Here is a 4,378-nt window from a genome sequence, read left to right on the forward strand (position 1 = left end):
GCTGGTTGATGAAGACAAGCGCGCTTGGCATGCAGGGCTTGGCATCTGGCAAGGCTGCCAAGATGTGAATTCTAATTCCATCGGGATCGAAATCGTCAATCCGGGGCATGAATATGGCTATCGCCTATTTCCGGAAATCCAGATCAAATCCGTCATAGATCTGACGCAAGACATCCTCAAACGCCATGAGATCCCCGCCAGCCGCATCATCGCCCATTCCGATATGGCCCCAGACCGCAAGGAAGATCCGGGTGAACTGTTCCCGTGGCAGCAACTGGCCGAACACGGCATCGGTCTATGGCCCGGATGCCATGGTGTTGCTGAAATCAGTTCCGGCATTTCCGGCAAAGCTGCCAGCCCGGATGAATTCTATCGCCTGCTTGAGGCAATTGGTTATGGCCCCGCAGACAGCGACGAAGACAAAGCCAAACGCACCATCGCGTTCCAGCGTCATTGGCGGCAAAACGACATTTCAGGCGATGTCGATGGCGAATGCATCGCCATTGCCAAGGTGCTTGCCAGCGCGATCATCCGCTAGGCATCCCTGCCCGCACTGCTTTTTCTTGACGCCATCCTTGATGTGACCTACATCCCGATCACCAGATGGCCGGATGGCTGCCCTGATTGCTTGCAATCGGGGAGGAAAGTCCGGGCTCCACGGAAACACGGTGCCAGATAACGTCTGGCGGGGGCGACCCTAGGGAAAGTGCCACAGAGAGGATACCGCCGGATCGCGCAAGCCATCCGGTAAGGGTGAAAGGGTGCGGTAAGAGCGCACCGGTCCTTCAGCAATGCGGGACGCATGGTAAACCCCACCGGGAGCAAAACCTAATAGGAATGGTCGGCCGGATGCTTCGGCATTGTCGGCAGGTGGGTTTTCGCACCACCATTCGGGTTGGTTGCAGGAGGCGTTCGGCGACGGACGTCCCAGATGAATAGTCATCCAGTGCGGTTCGCCGCATGGACAGAACCCGGCTTACAGGCCATCTGGTATTATCTTTTCAGACAGAAAAAAGGCGATGACAGTTTCCCGTCATCGCCCGGACCAAATGCGTTCAATCATGAACAGCAGATCAGCCACGTTCGGCAATGGATTGCGCGAAATACTTGTCTACTTCTTCCTGCGTGCTTTCGGGGATATCAGATGCTGTCTGATCCTTGATCATCTTGCCCAAGGTCGGAAGCGTTTTGCGTTCTATCCGGGTTTCCGGATCCCACAACTTGGAACGCATCAGCGCCTTTGCACAATGCAGGAAGGCTTCCTCGACCGTGATCTTGATCGCGGTTATCGGTGCCTTGGGCGTATCGGCAAACAGCCCAAGCAGCCCCGGGTCGGTGCTGACTTCAGCAACACCATTGATGCGCAGCGTTTCGTTCACGCCCGGTACGAAAAACAGCATCCCGACTTTCGGGTTGTCGACGATGTTTGACAGGGTATCGACCCGGTTATTCCCGGGACGATCGGGCATGACCAAGGTTTTGTCATCAACAACCTTGATGAAACCCGGGCCATCACCACGCGGGCTGACATCTGCATTGCCATTGGTATCTGACGAGGAAATGACCGCAAAGGGCGCAAGCGAAATGAAGTGCTTGCAGTGCGGATCAAGCGCCGGCAAACATTTGCTGACAGCTAGTCCAAGCGGCTCTCCGTAAATGGCACGGAGCTTTTCCTGAGTATCGATTTTGGTCATTGCAGATTACCTTTGGCGAGAAACGAGGGCAGAAACTGCTTTAGTTGCGAACGCAAGTCAATTGCCGATTAGCCCGCAATAATTTCCGCGGCTGTTTTCACCGCTGCAAACTCGCCATTCAGGCTGGCAAGCGCAACATCATGAACCATCTGGGCCGGGAAAACCCGCCCGTCTGGCAAGCTGCGATCAAAGGTCGCGCAGGCATCAGCCGCAATGGTGGCATCAAATCCAAGATTGGCTGCCATGCGGGTGGTTGTGTTCACGCAATGATCCGTGGTTATCCCGCACAGAACCAGCTTCGAAATGCCTTGCGCACGCAGATCTGCCTCAAGGTCCGTGCCGATCAGGGCAGAATTGACGTTCTTGCCATAGACCGGTTCATCATCCTTGGGCGCAAAACCCGGCTTGAAAGCGTTACCGGGATGGTCGGGATGCAGGCGCGATTGCGGCTCTGTCGAGTTGTGCTTGGCGTGAAACACAGGCCAACCTTTGGCGCGCCAGTGAGCGAGCAGCTTTTCGCCGTTGGCTTCGGCGTCGGGGTTGTTGCGATTTCCCCAATATTCAGGATCATCAAATCCCTTCTGCCAATCAATCAGGATCAGGGCGGTATTGCTCATTTGTGGGGCTCCGACATTTGGTGAATGTGCCGGTCAATCTAGCAGCGCAAAGACTGTCTAAAAGGACAGAAGTCCCACGCATCTCGCCATTTGGCCTAAAGCCATCCTTTGCGCTTGAAATACAACAACGGCAGGACGGCGGACAGCACCATCAGGCCGATTGCGACCGGATAGCCGAACTCCCACCCCAGTTCCGGCATGAATTCGAAGTTCATGCCATAGATGCTGGCAATCAGGGTCGGTGGCAGGAAGGCGGCGGCTGCGACCGAGAAGATCTTGATGATGTTGTTTTGTTCAAGGCTGATCATGCCAAGTGTCGCATCAAGCAGGAAGGTCACCTTGTTGGCGATGAAATTGGCGTGCTCGGTGATCGAGACAATATCGCGTGACAGGATCTTGAGGCGCGCCTTGGCATCCTTTTTGAGCCGCGCCTGTGTTGAAAGGAACAATCCCAAGCGATGCAGGTTCAAAAGGCTGTCCTTGGCCTTGCCCGACAGGTTACCGGTACGCCCGATCTGACGCAGGGTTTCGCGATGATCCGCATCCGAGCTATTCTCGTCGGGGCTGATAAAGACCTGATTGGACAGGCCTTCAAGATCGGTCGCTGTTTGCTCCATCAGGTCGGCAAGTCGATCAACAATCTGTTCAAGCAGACCAAACAGAACGGCCTCGGCGCTATTGGCAAGCGACGGACTGCGCTTAACACGACGGATGAAGGTCTTGAACGGTACTGGATCGGCATAACGCACGGTGATCAGGGTCTTTTTGACCAGAATAAACGTCACCGCCGTGGTTTGCGGCGCATCGGTGGTTGCCTTGGTCAGAACCGAAACCGTCATGAACAACGCACCGTCTTCGTCATACAAGCGCGATGACAGTTCGATTTCCTGCATTTCTTCGCGCGTCGGTATTTCGATGCCAAAGCGCTCTTCGATCTCGTGAATTTCATCGGGTGTCGGGGCATGCAAATCGACCCAAACCGGAAAGCGTTCGGCCTTGGCAGCAGCCGGTTTGGCGGCAGATTGTTCAGACGGCGTGTTTGCGGCCTCGGTTGCCTGCCCACTGTCACCAACGGCGCTATCAGAAGCAGCCGGACTGGCGGTATTGCCGCTGTCGGTGTTTGCGCGCACCGGGGCAAAGAATTCGTTGGTGTCCATGAGCCTCTCCGTCTCTTCCGGCTTGCCGATGGTTACGGATGCCAGTTTATTGAATACTTGTCATGTGATGAATGCGTTTCCAAGCAACTCAGCCCTAGAATGGCAAAACCGTCTGGAACGAAAACGGATCAATATCCGCCGCCGTTCCGCGCTTTTCATTATAGGTCGCGTGCACCTGCGCCATGAATTCTTCCTTGGTGATCATCTTGTCACCATCGGCATCAAAGTCCGGAAACAGCAATTCAAGTCGGCGGCTTTCGGTGCGCAACCTTTGTCGATTGGCATCCGAAGAACCCGGCAATTTTTCAACTGCGGCAAATTCGCGCGCCACCAAAACATTATCGCCCGTGATATCGCGCCGCCTGAACATCCAGCTGGCATAGGCGGCAGCCTCATCCGCGCTGATACGGCCATCCTGGTCGATATCAACCGGGTGGTATTGTTCGCGATAGACTTTGACCTGTTCGGGAATGCCCGATGGCGCGACACCAGCGCCACCATTTTGCTGGGCAAGCGCCTTTGCAATTGCCTCGCTCAGTCCGGGGATGTTCGACACACCGTCGCCTGTCATACCGGGAACACCTGCACCGGAACCATCCCCATTCAGGCTATTCAGCCCCGAAAGCCCGCCCAGTCCAAACTGAGACATCAGTTCCGGATTAGTTTGCAGCTGCTGCATGATCAAGGGCAGTAATTCACGCATCTGCGGCGATGAAACTTCGGGCGAATTTGATCCGCCACCGGCCGGGTCAAGACTAAGCCCCTGCGCCGTGGCCTCACCACCCGTGATCGGATTTAACCCGGGAACCAACGCAGCCCAGGAAAATGCACAACCCATTAATAGAATGGCAGCTTTTATCCGCAACAATCGCTTCCTTCGTTTCACTGACGCTGCCCCGCGCCAGAAGAC

Annotated in this window: 6 protein-coding genes and 1 other RNA gene; 3 read left to right on the forward strand and 4 right to left on the reverse strand. The window is 55.4% G+C overall.

Annotation, left to right across the window (positions count from 1 at the left end):
- The coding region (locus B3Z49_RS00615) for an N-acetylmuramoyl-L-alanine amidase (RefSeq protein WP_296987362.1) at nucleotides 1–538 on the forward strand (538 nt) is incomplete at its 5' end.
- Nucleotides 539–599: 61 nt separating this feature from the next.
- An RNA gene (rnpB, locus tag B3Z49_RS00620) (RNase P RNA component class A) lies at nucleotides 600–995 on the forward strand.
- A 78-nt stretch (nucleotides 996–1,073) separates the two neighbouring features.
- Here the strand turns inward: rnpB and B3Z49_RS00625 are convergent.
- From B3Z49_RS00625 to B3Z49_RS00640, 4 genes are all read right to left on the reverse strand, one after another.
- Entirely contained in the window at nucleotides 1,074–1,694 is a 621-nt protein-coding gene (locus B3Z49_RS00625) for a pyridoxamine 5'-phosphate oxidase family protein (protein ID WP_296987364.1), read from the reverse strand.
- 68 nt (nucleotides 1,695–1,762) lie between these two features.
- Nucleotides 1,763–2,311, reverse strand: coding sequence for a cysteine hydrolase family protein (locus tag B3Z49_RS00630; RefSeq protein ID WP_296987366.1), 549 nt, complete (start codon nucleotides 2,309–2,311; stop codon nucleotides 1,763–1,765).
- 95 nt (nucleotides 2,312–2,406) lie between these two features.
- The gene (gene corA / locus B3Z49_RS00635) at nucleotides 2,407–3,468 is read right to left on the reverse strand and encodes a magnesium/cobalt transporter CorA (RefSeq protein ID WP_296987369.1); all 1,062 of its coding nucleotides are present in this window, start codon (nucleotides 3,466–3,468) and stop codon (nucleotides 2,407–2,409) included.
- Between the two features lie 94 nt (nucleotides 3,469–3,562).
- Entirely contained in the window at nucleotides 3,563–4,117 is a 555-nt protein-coding gene (locus B3Z49_RS00640; protein ID WP_296987372.1) for a hypothetical protein, read from the reverse strand.
- 28 nt (nucleotides 4,118–4,145) lie between these two features.
- Between B3Z49_RS00640 and B3Z49_RS00645 the strand changes: the two genes are divergently transcribed.
- Nucleotides 4,146–4,378: hypothetical protein (locus B3Z49_RS00645; RefSeq protein WP_296987375.1), on the forward strand; the 233-nt coding region annotated here is incomplete at its 3' end.

Source organism: Thalassospira sp. UBA1131, from assembly GCF_002311515.1.
GTDB lineage: Bacteria > Pseudomonadota > Alphaproteobacteria > Rhodospirillales > Thalassospiraceae > Thalassospira.